The 15,074-nt window shown below is 34.2% G+C and carries 12 protein-coding genes; 4 read left to right on the top strand and 8 right to left on the bottom strand.

Features of this window, described 5'->3' with window-relative positions; translation table 11 throughout:
- Positions 1–114 precede the first annotated feature (114 nt).
- Complete coding sequence (gltX, locus tag WOCAOBSORBRA_RS00375; protein ID WP_174515663.1) at positions 115–1,536, bottom strand: glutamate--tRNA ligase; 1,422 nt, start codon at positions 1,534–1,536, stop codon at positions 115–117.
- Between the two features lie 150 nt (positions 1,537–1,686).
- On the opposite strand from gltX, the gene WOCAOBSORBRA_RS00370 reads away from it, so the two are divergent.
- Both WOCAOBSORBRA_RS00370 and WOCAOBSORBRA_RS00365 read left to right on the top strand, forming a co-directional pair.
- Positions 1,687–2,400: a hypothetical protein gene (locus tag WOCAOBSORBRA_RS00370; RefSeq protein WP_174515662.1), complete on the top strand. Its 714-nt coding sequence runs from the start codon at positions 1,687–1,689 to the stop codon at positions 2,398–2,400.
- A 63-nt stretch (positions 2,401–2,463) separates the two neighbouring features.
- On the top strand, positions 2,464–4,539 hold the full coding sequence (locus tag WOCAOBSORBRA_RS00365; RefSeq protein WP_174515661.1) for an acetyl-CoA carboxylase biotin carboxylase subunit: 2,076 nt from the start codon (positions 2,464–2,466) through the stop codon (positions 4,537–4,539).
- On the opposite strand, the gene WOCAOBSORBRA_RS00360 is transcribed toward WOCAOBSORBRA_RS00365, so the two are convergent.
- Genes WOCAOBSORBRA_RS00360 through WOCAOBSORBRA_RS00335 form a run of 6 tightly spaced genes read right to left on the bottom strand, consistent with a single transcriptional unit; the run spans position 4,488 to position 9,313 of the window.
- Complete coding sequence (locus WOCAOBSORBRA_RS00360; protein WP_231115865.1) at positions 4,488–5,762, bottom strand: COX15/CtaA family protein; 1,275 nt, start codon at positions 5,760–5,762, stop codon at positions 4,488–4,490. The two genes, WOCAOBSORBRA_RS00365 and WOCAOBSORBRA_RS00360, sit on opposite strands and share 52 nt — an antisense overlap.
- Complete coding sequence (locus WOCAOBSORBRA_RS00355; protein ID WP_174515664.1) at positions 5,720–7,318, bottom strand: glycosyltransferase family 2 protein; 1,599 nt, start codon at positions 7,316–7,318, stop codon at positions 5,720–5,722. Before WOCAOBSORBRA_RS00355 ends, WOCAOBSORBRA_RS00360 begins: the two co-directional genes overlap by 43 nt.
- A gap of 14 nt (positions 7,319–7,332) precedes the next feature.
- The gene (locus WOCAOBSORBRA_RS00350; protein ID WP_155968398.1) at positions 7,333–7,809 is read right to left on the bottom strand and encodes a F0F1 ATP synthase subunit B family protein; all 477 of its coding nucleotides are present in this window, start codon (positions 7,807–7,809) and stop codon (positions 7,333–7,335) included.
- 8 nt (positions 7,810–7,817) lie between these two features.
- Positions 7,818–8,297: a F0F1 ATP synthase subunit B family protein gene (locus tag WOCAOBSORBRA_RS00345; protein ID WP_065094794.1), complete on the bottom strand. Its 480-nt coding sequence runs from the start codon at positions 8,295–8,297 to the stop codon at positions 7,818–7,820.
- Between the two features lie 3 nt (positions 8,298–8,300).
- Positions 8,301–8,528 (bottom strand): F0F1 ATP synthase subunit C, encoded by a 228-nt coding sequence (locus WOCAOBSORBRA_RS00340; protein ID WP_006014985.1) that lies wholly within the window; start codon positions 8,526–8,528, stop codon positions 8,301–8,303.
- Between the two features lie 59 nt (positions 8,529–8,587).
- On the bottom strand, positions 8,588–9,313 hold the full coding sequence (locus WOCAOBSORBRA_RS00335) for a F0F1 ATP synthase subunit A (RefSeq protein ID WP_022626288.1): 726 nt from the start codon (positions 9,311–9,313) through the stop codon (positions 8,588–8,590).
- 229 nt (positions 9,314–9,542) lie between these two features.
- Between WOCAOBSORBRA_RS00335 and WOCAOBSORBRA_RS00330 the strand changes: the two genes are divergently transcribed.
- The gene (locus WOCAOBSORBRA_RS00330) at positions 9,543–9,830 is read left to right on the top strand and encodes a hypothetical protein (protein WP_174515660.1); all 288 of its coding nucleotides are present in this window, start codon (positions 9,543–9,545) and stop codon (positions 9,828–9,830) included.
- Positions 9,831–9,942: 112 nt separating this feature from the next.
- The gene (gene pheT, locus WOCAOBSORBRA_RS00325; protein ID WP_174515659.1) at positions 9,943–12,282 is read left to right on the top strand and encodes a phenylalanine--tRNA ligase subunit beta; all 2,340 of its coding nucleotides are present in this window, start codon (positions 9,943–9,945) and stop codon (positions 12,280–12,282) included.
- Here pheT and WOCAOBSORBRA_RS00320 read toward each other — a convergent pair.
- A complete protein-coding gene (locus WOCAOBSORBRA_RS00320) occupies positions 12,273–15,020 on the bottom strand; it encodes a coiled-coil domain-containing protein (RefSeq protein ID WP_174515658.1) in 2,748 nt (915 codons plus the stop codon). The genes pheT and WOCAOBSORBRA_RS00320 overlap by 10 nt on opposite strands.
- Positions 15,021–15,074 lie beyond the last annotated feature (54 nt).

The following is a 15,074-nucleotide window of genomic DNA, read 5'->3' as shown; positions in this document are numbered from 1 at the left end:
ATACATTAAGTAATCCTTACCTTTTAATCTGCAGATTGGCGAAAGCAAATACAATAGCTTCACTATCATGATAAGGGGGCTGGCAAAGCTTGTCAAGAAATTTTCTTATTTCATTTAAATTGCTTGTAACCTTCTTATACACTCATCTTTACCAAGAATCACCATGATATCAATGATTCCAGGTGCATCCATTACTCCAGTTATAGGGGCGCGTAATGAGTGGTATACATCGCTTATTTTCATATCGTGCAATTTTGCACATTCCTTGATCTGAGAAGATAAAAAACCCTTATTCCAATTTTCATCACCGATCTTTGACAGAAATGATGCGAGTAACTTGATTATATCGAGGTTAGATTTGACAATTTGCTCAGCCTCTTCACTTAAATCAAGTGGCGGATCTTGAATATAAAATTTTGCTAAATCCAATAATTCGGTCAGGTAGTTTGCTCTTTTTTTTAGTTCCGTTAGCCCCTGTAATAAATAGTTCTTTTTTTTGTCAGTTAGAGTATTTTCTCCAAGTATTAGAGCCAGAATATCTTCATTGCTCATATTACTAATATAGTGGTTATTCAAATGCTCCAGTTTTTTGAAATCGAGCCGTGCAGGTGAACGACCAATACTTTCTAAATTAAACCACTCTATTGCTTGCTCATCGCTAATAATCTCATCGTTGCCGTGACTCCAGCCAAGTCTCAGCAAGTAATTACGCATCGCTTTTGGCAATATTCCCATCTTTTCATAATCGCAAACGCTTGTGGCACCATGCCTTTTGGATAGCTTATTCCCATCTTCCCCATGGATAAGCGGCACATGTGCAAAGCGTGGAATGTCAAAATCAAGAGCCTGGTATATTAGCAGATGTTTAAAGGTATTAGTGAGATGGTCAGAACCGCGTATTATATCAGTTATTCCAGCATCATGATCGTCAATTACGACAGCAAAAATATATGTTGGAGTGTTGTCAGAGCGTAAGATCACTATATCATCAAGCTGGTTGCTATTTACTTTGATTTGGCCGTATATTTTATCATCAATGACGATCTCTTGTGAGTCTGGCACTTTGAAACGGATAACTGACCTCACACCCGATGTCATTCCAGCGGGTGACCACATATTTTTCCAGTATCGGCTACTTGGATGACAAGAAGGAGGTTTTGTAGTACATTTATGCTTATATATCTTGCCCTCTTCTCTTGCTTTTATTTTCTTTTCTGCAACTTCATCCTCAGGGCAATAACAGTGATACGCCCTACCCTTCTCAACTAAAAGGTTTGCTACTTCTTTATGCCGCTCTATTCTTTTTGACTGATATACTATTTCCCCATCATAGCTCACACCGAGCCATCTTAGCCCTTCTATAATTGCATCAATTGCTTCTTTCGTTGAACGTTTTCTGTCGGTGTCCTCAATTCTTAGCAAAAACCTGCCACCATGATGCTTTGCATAGAGCCAATTGAATAAAGCAGTACGAGCTCCTCCAATGTGCAAAAATCCTGTTGGTGATGGAGCAAATCTCGTGACTATACCTGGCATATTTGTCTGTTACAGTAATGTAAATGATGATAGCTAAAATTTATGTTTGTAACAATTTAGAATTTATTTGTTCTGAGAGATAAAATTTTATTTATTTTTCATAAATTGTGTTGTATAATTTAGTATTGGTTGAATATAGCGAGGTGAGTTATGGATGGACTTGTAGATATAGCAAAATTGCTTTCAGATAATGAAGCTAATATCAATTGGCGTTACACCGGCCCTTTTGATAAAACAAAACAAAGAATTAGGGGAGATAATCTCCTGCATTTAGCTGCAAAAACAGGAAAGGTTGATAAGTTTTTATCTATTTTCAAGAAAAGTGTTGAAAGTAATGTTCATTTGTTAGAGTACAATAAAGATCATGAAAATCCATTTCATATAGCAGCAGAAGTGGGGATATTACCAAGTGTAGTAAAAGGAATATTCAAGCATTTGGAGTCTGAAAAAACTAACCCAAATTGTGATCCGGAAAAATTAGAAAATGTCAAGAATTATGTTAAAGAGGCATTGTGCAATAGATGTGCGCTAGATCAATCTAAAAAGACTCCTCTTGACTGGGTTAGTAAGACAGTCAAAAAAGAAATAAAAGAAATCGCAGGCATAAAAGACAGCTTTATATGTAACCAGAAGTTTCGCCTATGCTTATATATAGTAGGAGCGATAGCATGTATTGCTGCTTTATGTTTGTCTTTATACTTTTTATTTTTAGTTTCTCAGTCTCTTGCATTGGCTTCGATGGCTGGGATAATTTCTGGTGGGGCTGCGTATCTGTCAGGCAAAGTATTTAGTGAGATACATGACTTGCATGACGTAAGCACTCCAGTAGAAACTTTTAGTAATGCGGATCTTGCAAGGATATAACAAAAAATTGCAGGCAATGATATAGAAATTTACTTTCTCAAGCTAAGAAAGTATACTCATACGATGACGGAAAAGAAGTACAGTAAGATTTTAATAGCAAACAGAGGAGAGATTGCCTGCAGGATTATCAGGACTGCTCGTAGGATGAGTATATCTTGTGTATGCGTATATTCGGATGCGGATATAAATTCTGTGCATGTAAGGCAAGCAGATGAGTTAAGATATATCGGCCCTTCGCCTTCTTGCCTCAGTTATTTAAACATTGAAAAAATATGTGAAGTAGCAGTTGAAACAGGTGCTGAGGCGGTTCATCCTGGCTATGGTTTTTTAGCAGAAAATCCAGATTTTCCACGTGCTTTGCAGAAGCATAATATAGACTTCATCGGTCCCAGTGCAGAAACAATAGAAGTTACAGCCAACAAAATAACAGCAAAAGAAGCGGCAAAAAAAGCTGGAGTGAATGTAGTGCCAGGATATATGGGTAAGATTAGCAACGCTGCCCACGCAGCTCAAGTTGCTGAAGAAATTGGCTTTCCGGTTATGCTTAAAGCTGCATCAGGCGGTGGTGGCAAAGGAATGCGAATTGTAAACTCCAAAAAAGAAATTGAACTAGCATTTACATCAGCCACAAATGAAGCAGAGAAAAGTTTTAAGGATGGCAGTATCTTTATAGAGAAATATATAGAGTTGCCAAGACATATTGAAATACAAATCATAGCAGATAAATATGGCAATATAGTTTGTCTTGGAGAAAGAGAATGCTCGATACAAAGGAATAATCAGAAAATAATAGAAGAAACGCCAAGTCCATTCATTAGTGAAGAAGTAAGACAAAAAATGTATGCCCAATGTGTTTCTTTAGCAAAGCAAGTTGGCTATTTTTCAGCAGGTACTGTTGAGTTTGTTGTAGATAAAGACCAAAACTTCTATTTTCTTGAGGTAAATACGAGATTACAAGTTGAGCATCCAGTAACAGAATTTATAACTGGAATAGACATAGTAGAAGAAATGATTAGAACTTCCTGTGGAGAAAAATTAAGGTTCAGTCAGGATGATATTAAACTTACTGGTTCTGCAATAGAAAGTAGAATTTGCGCTGAAGACCCATCGAAGAAATTTTTCCCTTCCAGCGGAAGAATAAAATATTACGATAAACCGGGTGAAAATGATTATGTAAGAATAGATGATGGAGTTGCTGCAGGTTCAGAAATTAGCATGTTCTATGATTCGATGATTGCCAAAGTGATAACATATGGAAAAGATAGAGTAGAAGCGATCAGCAGAATGCAAAAAGCATTGTCTGAATGCTATATAGAAGGAGTAACAAATAATATAGAATTTCTAGAATCCATCTTCCATCACCCAAATTTTATCGCAGCAAAGCTCCATACGAGATTCATTCCAGATCATTACCCTAGTGGGTTTCACGGCGATTTTGTTACAGAGGAGTATATTAAAATATTTATTTTCACTGCGTTATATGTTCATTTGGAAAATGAAGAAAGGTACCATCATAAAGCAGTGAATGAAACATCTCAGGTGTCATTCCAGTGCGTGACACTGGAATCTAGTAAAAAAGAAGGGGCACCAGTATCAGCTACTCGGATGGCAGGTGACCGTGCAAGAGATTTATTCATAGTGAATATAAATGACAATGAGTACTCCGTAAATGCAAAATACCAAGATAATATATTAATAACAGTATATAATCACAATAAATACTCCGTTATAGGCAAGTGGAAATCAAGTTATAGATTGCTATATATCACAATTAATGACGATACCAATATAGCACTTAAAATAGAAAGACAAGGCAGCAAGTACTTCATAAGACATGCAGGTATGAAAGCTGAGTGTTGTATATTAAAACCTCATGTAGCTGAATTAAGTAAGTTAATGCTAAATAATGAAACAGAAGGGATTTCAGCAGATGCTGTAAAATCCCCAATATCTGGTTTATTAGTTAAATTACACGTAAATGTAGGAGATCAGGTGGAAATAGGACAACCTTTATTTGTGGTGGAGGCAATGAAAATGGAAAATATCATATGTGCTGAAGCAGCAATGGTGATAAAAAATATTCCCGTTCAAGAAGGAAAAAATGTGCAGATCGGTGATGTAGTCTGCTTTCTTAAATAACACAAGAAGTACAAACTTGACCCAAATAAGATAAATGAAAACACTTGATGAGCTATGGCAATGGCTATTGGTATGTGTAACAAAAGAGTAACCACTCCTAAAATTATCTGAATGATGATGGAGAGCAGCATAATATATACCGGTTTTACGCTAGCATTTTTTACTGTGAGTATTACTACCAAAGTTAGTATTAGCAATGCCAGTGCTCGATGTATAAATTGCACTGTCGCTCTGTTCTCAAAGATATTCAGCCATATAGGCTGTAAGAAAAATAAATCTTCTGGAACGACTTGTCCGTCCATTAGTGGAAAGGTATTGTAAATCAAACCAGCATTTAATCCCGCAACAAATGCGCCGAAAATTATTTGTATTACAATTAGAATCAGAATAAGTATTGTGTAATATATACTACTGTTAGTAGATTGAAATCCTGTCATCCGAGTAGCTGACACACAACTGTACGAACGCTTACTTTTGAAAATAAATTGCACAGCAAATGGTGTCATGAAAGTAGCTGACACTGGAATCCAGCTTTTACTATGCAGCCACTTATTTAAAGTTAAGTTTTCTGGATCCCAGTGTCTGGGCACTGGGATGACATCTTTCTTGGTGAAAATTACTCTTATACTGCAATGTTCGTATAGTTGTGTACGTAACACTGGGATCCATATTTGGTAATCAAAAAATTGATATGACAATAATGCAAAGATAATTAATGCTAATAATAAGTGAAGTGCAAGCCTATAGTGGCTAACATGAGGTTCAGTTACTAAACCACTTTTAACCATATACCAACCAGCAAAAGCTTGTAAAGCTCCAAATAATAATGCCACACATAGCTTTATTACTACCTTTTTAGATATTTTTCTTCTTAATATGAAATATATAAATGGCAGGACAAAAACTAAACCTGTTAGTCTTGCAACCAATCTGTGTACATATTCTATTAAGTATATAGCGCGAAACTCCTCCATACTAATACCATAGTTAAGTGCTTTATATTCAGGTGTAGCTTCGTATTTTAATTTTTCTTGTAGCCAGTCTTGTTCACTCAGTGGTGGTAATGTTCCAGTAATTGGTTTCCACTCCGTGATTGACAATCCTGCTTTTGAAAGTCTGGTAAATCCACCAATCCCTACCATGAGAATTACCATGACCGAGCAGAGAAAAAGCCAAATAGCTACAGGTTTTGCTTCCATAAACCATGCTGAGTTTTGTTCCATCGCTCAGGGTAAAGAATAAATTCCCATAAGGCAAGAAAAGCTGCAACACTATGTAGCAGACTATAGACCGGAAAAAATATCGATACTATATAAAAATAAAAAGGCATCTTTTGCTGTTTGACAGCTATTACCAAAAGAATCAGGTTAGTAACGTATACCACTACAAAGTAGTACAAAAATAATCCATTTAAAACTTTAGTTAATATCAATGAAAGCAGTAAAAATGGAGTAGTAAAAAATATAAAAGCTGCAGAGCCAACAAAAAGATTCAATAGCAAAATTCCCTTAAATCCAGTGTGTTTATAAAGAGACTTTATATTTTTTAAATGAACAATATAAGTTTGCATATAGCCTTTGATCCAGCGCGCTCTTTGCTTAATCCAAGCAAATACAGCAATTGGTGACTCTTCCAATGTTTCTGAGTCAATCATCCTGGTTTTATATCCCATTTGCGCAAGTCTCAAACCGAGGTCAGCATCTTCGGTAACACTATAAGCATCCCAGAAAAACATTTTTCTTAGAATTTTTACTGAAAAATGATTACTGCTACCACCCAAAGGCATTGGCATGTTCATTTTTTGGAATCCAGGCAATAAGTATTGAAACCAGTTCATATACTCCAGAGAAAAGGATTTTGTGAGAAAATTACAATCACAATTATAGTAATTTAATTTCGCCTGTACACAGGCTAACTTATCGTCGCCCTTATTAAATTCAATCAGTGCTTTTTTTAACTGCAATGGGTCTGGTTTATCGTCCGCATCATATATTACTGCATACTTTCCTCTAGCAAAGCTCATAGCATAATTGCATGACTTGGCTTTTGTTCTAGGCAAAGAATAAGGCACTTTTATTACTTCAAAATACTGCGGTAAAGTGTACTTTTCTATAGCTGCTAGCGTTTCTTGGTCATCACTTTCTACCTGAAGCTTCACATCTAATTTTGATTTTGGATAATCCAAACTTTCAATGCTTTCAACCAATTGCTCTATCACTGCACTTTCTTTAAAAGCAGGCAATAAAATAGTATATATAGGAAAATCTTCTTCATTCAGCTTACTATAATCCACTTTTTGGTTGGAGGTTTCACATAAGTTAAAAATTGTAGCTATAAACTTGAATAAATAACTAGAACATCCGATTATAAATATCAACATCAAAGCAAAATATGTATATTTCTCTGTTAGTGTTAAAATTGAAGTTACAATAAAGAAAGAAGCAAAAAATATTGAGCTTAGTTTAATGCTTTTAGCTGAAAAATTAGGATTCTTGTAATATAAGTAGTTGCTTGCAAATTCTGAAATACCAAAGTGCGAGTTAAGAAGATTTAAAATCTGTTCGCTATCCACTTTTATTAATACATAGTCAATACCGTAATGAGCTTCGACCCAACGGTTGATATCTCGGCTTGTGTCTTCAACCATAAAAAAAGTAGTATTATTTAATTTTTGCCAAGGAATTATATTAAATTTATAGTAAAAAAGTTTCTCTGGCTCTTTGCACAAACTAGAATCAAACTTAATTTTTTCTACATTATCAGCTTGAAGTATAGGCAATTGTTGCATTGAACCTAATGCAATTTTTTATTTAAGTCACGTGAAAATGAAGATATGACCTCGCTACTACGCTTATCATCTTTACGTTCATGCATTATTTTTTTTACAGCATCAGCAGCTACATTCGCTGTGTTAGCCTGTAAATCTCCAAGAGCTTTTTCAACTTGGTCAGTGACTTTCTTCAAGTTAGAATGGGCATTGTCATCTAATGTCTGATCTAGCTGCTGTCTATTGTGCTTAATGATACTATTAGCTTTATCAAGTGCTTCATTCATCATTTTATTAACTTCTGCATCTAATTCTTTGTATTTTTTAGAAGATTTTTTGTAATACTCCAACATATCTTTCCTGAATTTTTCAGTTTCTTCACTTGAAAATTTGCTTTTGTTACGCTTATTGTTAAGCGCATTTTTTATCACTTTCTTTAGCAATTTATACGAAAGGACAAAACTTACCAAGAAGGCAAGACCGATAATCAGTGATGTAGACATAAAAACCCCTAAAATTCTTTGGACACCAAGTCAGCAATAAATTCCTCTTCAATTTCAGAATTAGTCAATTTAGTATAATAAATTAAAGCAATACTAGTAGCCATTTGTTTTAACTGATCAGTATATTCAGATTTAAATTCTGCCACTTTTTTTTCAATAAGCTTGCTCTTTTTTTTATCTTCCTCTTCTAATATATTCTTAACATTAGCTCTCATTTCTTCTACCTGAGCAAGTGCATCATCTATGATTTTTTTTGCCTGTATTCTAGCTTGGTTTAAAGCGGCATTATACTTGGCAACCTGATCTTCCGTGAGTCTTAAAAGATGAACAGAACTATTAAAAGAATCCAATACTTCTTTACTTCTAGTGCTTATTATTTCATCTAACTTTGGCAAAAATAAACAACTTACTACGAAAAAAAGTGAAGAGAAAAAAATTAAAAACCAAAAAACTTGAGAAAAGAAGGTTGAAACATCAAGCTGTGGCATCTGTTAAGCAGCAAATATTAATAACATTGCAAGTACAAACGCAAGCAATCCCATGATTTCAACCATGGCAGCACCAATATAAACATAACTTTTCATTTTACCTTCTGATTCAGGGTTTCTCGCAATCCCATTTAACATAGCAGAGAAGATATTAGCTATACCTAAACCAGCACCGAGCATTCCAAACACAGCTAAACCAATTGCTATAAATTTTAAAGCTACTAAATCCATATATTACCTTTAATTATTTCTTTATAATATAATTGTAAAATATTCTACAAGGAAGTCAATTACTTTACTGCATCTGACAAATATACACATGTTAATATAGTAAATATATAAGCTTGTAAAATTGCAACAAATACTTCAAATCCTATCAATGCAATTATGAACAAAAACGGCGCAGGAGTGAAAAATATGTTCATATTTACAATAAACCCTGCTATCACTTTGATGATTGTATGACCAGCAATCATATTTGCTGCAAGCCTTATTGATAGGCTAACCGGCCTTACTAAATAAGCAAACAACTTAATAATAATTATTATAGGTGCAAGCCACGAAGGAGTTCCTTTTGGTAGCAATATGCGTAAAAATTCTACTCCCCTTTCTTTAAATCCAACAATCGTTATATAAATAAAAACCACCATCGATAAAGCGAAGGTGACTATCACATGACTTGTGACCGTGAAACTATAAGGAAGAACACCAACTAAATTACACGATAAAATGAAAATAAATACTGTGAATATCAATGGAATGTGCTGCAAGCCTTTGCTTCCAGTGTTATTTTCTATTATTGAAATAACAAAATCATATACATACTCAACTGCAGCTTGCAAATATCCTGGTATTACTGACCCCTTCTTTATTCCAAAAAGCAAAAAGAGTATCATCAATATCACCGAAATCATCGTGAAAAAAGATGAATTGGTAAAGCTTACGTCATACCCAAATAACCTAGGTAACTCTATTATTGTATATACTTTAAATTGCTCTAGCGGATTTAACGCCATTTTGACCCTATGTACTTGAACTATAACAGTAAATAAAGTATGAATTTTATAGGACAAAGTCAAGGGTTAAGATAAGGCTCTGTGTTATTATAACATTGATACATTAACAAAATATGTAATTAGAGTGTTAATTACAGTCAGCTCTGTATTTTAAAATTTACTAATCTTATTAAATTATTTAACTTAACATCTTATTTTAATTATAATTTAATTTTTAGTGAGGTATATAATGAACGAAATAGATTTTATTAACGCTAATCATCCTTTAAATTTAGAGCAGGAATTTGGTAACGGATACATCAAATTGACAGATGGTTCCTTTAACGAATATACTGGCCATTATCAAATAGGAAGCGAAATACTAGATGAAAGCCATAATATGATAGGAGACTTAACTATAGATGGCTACATTCATAGCTTCCATGCAGATAACCACAATATGAATCTTAAATTCTTTACGGAGATAGATTTAAAAGGTGATATCGAGAAGATAAATTCTCTTCACAAGAAGATATAAAGTTACAAAAGCTTCTACATCATAAACAATGATGTAGAAGTATTCCACTACAACAAGCTTTAAAAGCACTACATTTTATATTACAATAACTTTTTTGTTTCTTGTTAGATCGATGAAATTTACGTTATCTTGGTTACTGGAGTATTTAGAAACCAATGCTAGTTTAGAAGAAATTACCGATAAATTAACTCACATAGGGTTAGAAGTAGAAGATGTGATCGATAATTCCAGATTAACCGGGTTTATCGTTGCAGAGGTATTAGAAGTCGTACCTCATCCAAATGCCGATAAATTAAAATTATGTAAAGTAAATGATGGGAGTAAAATTCTACAAATAGTTTGCGGAGCAAACAATGTTAGAGAAGGTATGAAAACTGTGCTTGCATCTCTTGGTAGCACATTGCCAGAAAGTGATTTCACAATCAAGCCTACAAAAATACGAGGAGTGCTAAGTGAAGGGATGCTCTGCTCTGCTTCTGAACTTGCGCTGGTTCAAGAGGAAAGTGAAGGAATAATCGAGCTTTCTGATGATTATAAAGTAGGGGATAAATTTTTCAATTGTGACCCTGTAATTGATATAAATGTTACTCCAAACCGTGGAGATTGTTTAGGCATTTATGGAATAGCTCGCGACCTTGCTGCAACTGGAATTGGAACATTAAAGACTTTAAGCATTCCACAACTTACCAGCTCTATAAGTTCACCAATTGGTGTTGAAGTGACTGACGGAGAAAGTTTTATTAGTGGAATATACATCGCTAATGTAAAAAATCAAGAAAGCCCAAAATGGTTAAAAGATAGGCTGGAATCGATAGGAATGCGCTCCATTTCTGCAATAGTTGACATTACTAACTATATTATGATATCTTTCAGCCGCCCAATGCACGCGTATGATGCAAAAAAAATAGAAGGAGAGCTCACAGTACGCAAAGCAAATGACGGAGAAAAATTTGCTGGTTTAAACGGTAAAGAATACTTATTAAACAAAGACATAAGCGTTATTGCAGGTGATAAAAATATTCATGGAATTGCTGGAATTATAGGTGGTAAGTGCAGTGAATGTACTCTTGAAACTACTGATATCTTTTTAGAGTCTGCTTGGTTCGATCCCATCTCTATTACTAAATCTTCAAGGCAGCTCGGCATCTCCACAGACGCTAGTTACAGATTTGCACGTTCAGTTGATCCTGGATTTATTTTTGATGGACTCAACCTTGCAGCTAAAATGATTCTGGACTTATGTGGTGGAGAAACCTCAAGCGTAGTGTCTGCTGGCAGTTTAGATAGTGCTGACACCAAGGTGAGCTTTGATTATCAGGATGTGAACAAGTTTGGAAGTGTGTCTGTATCGCCTGATGAGGTGCTTGATATCTTAACGAAACTAGGGTTTAGTATTGATAAAAAAACCGAAGGCAATTGGAATGTACAAGTACCAAGCTGGAGACCGGACGTGACAATACCGGCTGACCTAATCGAAGAAGTAACAAGGATATACGGCTATGACAAAATAAAAGAAGAACCACTACCAAATAATGTTGAAGAAGTAGATAGTACATACGACAATTTGCGTATTTTGATGACAAACAGAGGGTTTCATGAAGTGCTAACCTGGTCGTTTATGAGTGAATCAACAGCTGAAAAATTTGGTTACTCGAATAAGTTATTTATCATCGATAATCCGTTTAACAATAGCTTTAATATAATGAGACCAAGTATTATGCCAAATTTATTGCAAGTTACTGCTGATAATATTGCCCATGGAATATCTGATCTTGCAATCTTCGAAATCGGGCCGATTTACGATGGTGAAGCTCAGTCTAAGTATGTTTTAAGTGGAATTAGGTCAGGAAATAATTTACCGCGAAACCATTATAATACTGATAGGAAAGTAGATGTTTTTGACGCAAAGGCTGATTGCATAGCAGCTTTGGAGTTTTTTAACGTTAATTGTGATAATTTAACGATAGAGAAAGCAGAAAAAGAACATTACCACCCAGGAAAGTCAGGCACTCTCTCTTTTAAGAATAAAGTAGCAGGTTATTTTGGAGAGTTGCATCCTAATATATTAGATCTTTTTGATATCAAGCAAAAAGTTGTAGGTTTTGAGGTAATACTAGAAAATATTGAAAATTTACCTGTAAGTAGAAAGAAATTTATCGATTATAAATACCAAAGTGTAAAACGTGATTTTGCATTTATAGTAAATAAGGATGTGGAAGTAGGTAACATAATCAATGTGATAAAAAAAAGCTCAGAGCTCATCACAGAAGTTTTGATATTCGATGTATACCATGGAAATAATATAGAACCGAATAAGATGTCTATAGCGTTGTCAGTTACTTTTTGCTCTCCAATCCACACTTTAACTGAAAAAGAGATCCAAAAAGAATCAAGTGCTATAGTTAATTTAGTATGTGAAAATACCGGAGGAACTTTGAGAACTTATCGTTGAGTCACAATCATAGTTTCCTGCCGTTGCTGTGTCACACTTACTTCATCCAATTTATTTCCAATATTGAATTCAATATCCTTGAAAAATCTATCCCACATTCCATGCAAATGCTCTTCTATTTTAGGCCACACATCATTTTTAAATGTTACCCCATCATCAGAAAATAAATTACCTAAAAAGGCTCCAATACCTTCATAATTTGACTGAAAACATTGAAGAAATGTCTCTCCTTCTTTATAAGTATTATGTGCCACATTTAACGCTTTTCTCTCTGTAGTCTCTTTATAAGCATTTGATGCTCCAATCTTTATTGCACCAAACATAACTTTACTCCAGTTCTTAACTTTCTGTATACAACCTTCACTATTTCCTGGTATATTATTTATTATATCTTTTGTCAAATTATCTATCAAAGGAGACAATAAACCTTGATAAAAGTGCTTGATATTATTTTTTGTTTTTATCACAGGACTTTTTATGCATTTTTCTGCCAAATAGTATTCAAGTTCCGCTTCCTCTAACAACTTCTTAACTGCTTCTTCGTTAAAAGTTTCACGCTCGAACTCCTTCAGTAAATCATCCTCTATTATTGCAAACTTTATTTTTTCGCGAGATTCTAGTTCTTCTATATAATCATTTTTTGTTTCTTCATTTATCAACAATCCTTTTTCTTCTAATTCTAACTGTTTTAATGCTTTGAGAATTTCTTGGTTATTTTTCAAATGCTTCTCTATTAATTTTGTACTTGGATGCTGTTCTCCTTTCCTATTTCGCTCACCTTCTAAATATTTGTTTAAATCCTCATTTTCTTCTATTACTTTCCTTAACGATATAGGTTGCTCTAAGCATTCTGCAATTTCCGCTCGGTGCGCATTAATCCTCTGTACTAAATCCGGCTCCTTTTCCTCTAACAGCTTACATGAATCCTCTATACCCTTTGCTTGGCCTTTGAGTACATTTTGCTTTTTGCATTTCGTTATTTCTAAATATATCTTTGCTACAAAAGCATTTACTTTATCTGAAGCTTCTTTTAAATTCTCACTCAAAGAACCTTTTATCTCCTTTTCTAAATCCCGAAACTGGTCTATTAAGCTGAGCATGCCTAATAGGCCTAACTCACCCTTGGCTTTTTTCATTACTGATTTTACTAGCCTTTGCTCAACTTCTTGATCATCATACTCGAACTTAAAAAGACCTTCTAACCTTCTTCTTAAAACATCACCTGCTAAATTATTCTTTTTTACATCTCCATATATTTCTTTCAATTTTTCATGTATCCTAATATATCTTTTTTGTCCTTCTTTTTTTAAAAGATTAATCTCTTCTTTAGCATTACCTAGAGCTGTCTCTGTTTCTCTACTATGTATATATTTATAAACATCAATAATTGTTCTCTTAGCTATCTTCCCTTCTTCTTTAAGCCGCTTCCATTCTGCTTTAAATATAGGAAGCTCACTATCATCTAAAACATCCGGTACTTTTGCTCCTGCTTTTTTCAGATCTCTTATTATCACTTCTTTCTCACCTGGTAATTCCTTACCTTGACTCTCTAATTCCTGTCTCACTAAAGAATTTTTTATCTCATCTTCCAGTGAAAAACCTTCTTTCCGTCTATCCAGCTGAAACCTAACTGCTTGTATAAAGGCAACTTGATAGGCGTTGTATATTAAGTGAGTTGTCAACTTAAAATCTATGCTACTTACCACTTTTAACCTGAATTCGTCCAACAATTCCTTCAATTTATCATATGTAATCTCTTTCTTTTCTAGCTTTATCAGTTCTTCCATAGTCTTCGCAAATTCTTGAATAGAAGTTGCAAGCACATCCTTGATTTCATTGCGTAAGGGCTTAAGACCATTTTTTAAATTGATGTTAGTTGACAATTTCAGTACGATGCTATGCTCTGAATCCCGCGTCACATCAAACCACTTGTTATTTTCATTTTCATACAAATCTCTAAGCAATCGTTTAAATTGCGGTGGAAATTCTATTTCCATATCCCACGCAATATTTGGTCCAGTAACTTCCTTTTCATGAAAAGACACCTCAATATTTTGATGCTTATTAGAATACCGCCCCATACTTATTTTAAGAGCAGTAACTAAAGAGTGAGATAAATCTCTATTTAAAAGATAAAAAGTAGCCAAAGCAATTGTTGCAGGAATAAGTAATGCTGCAAGCATAGCTATATTAACAAGAATCACTATTGCAGCAAGAACACCATATGCCAATCTTTTTGCTGTACTTTCACTTACTTCACTTTTTTTTGTTTTATTCTCCTCTGAACTGATTTGTGTCTTATCATTTGTTTTTAATTTATTATATACGGCTAATCCTAACGCAGTGAAAACTATATAAGGAAACATTAAAACTGATAGAGCTAAATTTAATACTTTCTTCTCCGGGCAAGCTCGATTTACCTCTTTAAATATTCTACTTGATATATTATACCAAGAAGTAAAAAAATCAGAGTTATAATCTTTATAATGAAATATACTGAGTGGAACGTTAAAATTAGCTAACGGCTCTTGTTCTTCCACAGCATCAAAAAATTCTTCTTCCTCTTCTGAAGTAGCAAGACCTAAATTATTCCCTTCTTCTACATTAGAAACAGCTTCCATAGCATCAAAAGACTCTTCCTCTTCCAAAGTAACATTTGAAATAGATTCTACTTTACCTAAATCATCACTGTTGTTATTCAAATTAACAACTTCCTCACAATCTACAACAGCATACATACCATAACCTTACCCCAATTACCCTAAGTATAGCACAAATGCTAACAATTTGCA

This window comes from Wolbachia endosymbiont of Cardiocondyla obscurior (genome assembly GCF_902713635.1).
Lineage (GTDB): Bacteria > Pseudomonadota > Alphaproteobacteria > Rickettsiales > Anaplasmataceae > Wolbachia > Wolbachia pipientis.
Note: the sequence above shows the minus strand (reverse complement) of the source record. Positions and strands in the feature narration are given on the sequence as shown.